Source organism: Bacteroides caecigallinarum (genome assembly GCF_021531075.1).
Classification (GTDB): Bacteria; Bacteroidota; Bacteroidia; order Bacteroidales; family Bacteroidaceae; genus Phocaeicola; species Phocaeicola caecigallinarum_B.
The window spans coordinates 1-1049 of the sequence record NZ_JADYTJ010000127.1; the positions used below are offsets into that span (position 1 = coordinate 1).

The following is a 1049-nucleotide window of genomic DNA, read 5'->3' on the forward strand; positions in this document are numbered from 1 at the left end:
GGGAAACGGTTGTAACGTTCATGAAACGAATTTTCGAACGGGATCAATGTAAGAGTGTCTGTAGGATTTGGGAAGAGTCCAAAATCGAGCATAAACTGGTTTTCGGTTCCGATTTGTAGGTTATATCCCGGTTTTAATTGCCCGTTCCCCATAGGGTCTTCCTTCATATGCATAAATGTAGCATCAGGATCTGTTTTGGAATAAGAATTCCGTTTGCCTAGTATTTTCATGTGCATGTTATATTCGGCAAGTTTGTCACGTTGTGACTCCAATTGTCTGATTTGCCTTGCCTTTTGTTTATTTGCTTTCTTCTCTTCCTTATCCGATGTGGTTGGGGCATTCTCAAGAGAGGCTTTTAACTCTGATATCATATCCGTCAGCATGGAAGGGGTAAACTCGGTAGCAGTATTTTCAATGCAGGCATTATCCTGTGCCACGACATCATCAATTTGTTGTAGAAGAATACGTATCTTCTCAAGAAGCCTGGCGCGGTTACGTTCTACGTTCTTACGCCATACAAATGTGTATCTGTTGGCTTTTGATTCAATCTTTGTGCCGTCAATATATTCAACATCAAGACTTATGAATCCTTTGGATGCAAGGATGAGGACTATTTGTGTGAATATTCCGTTTATCTCATCCTTGACACGGTTACGGAAACGGTTTATAGTCCGGTAATCCGGCTTCTCATAACCGGCAAGCCAAATGAAATGAATGTCACGCAGCAGGGATTTTTCTATCTTACGACAGGAATAGATATTGTTCATATAGGCATACAAAACAGCTTTAAGCATCATTCGTGGGTGATAGGGAGAACGGCCCAGCTCTTTGTATAACTTGTGAAAGGAACTGAGGTCAAGGTTATCTACCATAGCATTCAGGATGCGTACAGGATCGTCTGATGGAATATTTTCATCTATCCGCTGAGGAAAAAGGACGATTTGGTTGGGATTGTAAGAACGAAAATGTATCTTTGCCATATTAGTTTTGATTATGCTTAAAGATACAAAATCTTTAGGACATAACAAAGCCTCGGCTTGGGAAAGTCG

Annotated in this window: 1 protein-coding gene; it reads right to left on the bottom strand. The window is 40.7% G+C overall.

Annotated features, from left to right (window positions below; translation table 11 throughout):
- The coding region (locus tag I6E11_RS14630; RefSeq protein ID WP_235338832.1) for an IS1182 family transposase at positions 1-980 on the bottom strand (980 nt) is incomplete at its 3' end.
- Positions 981-1049 lie beyond the last annotated feature (69 nt).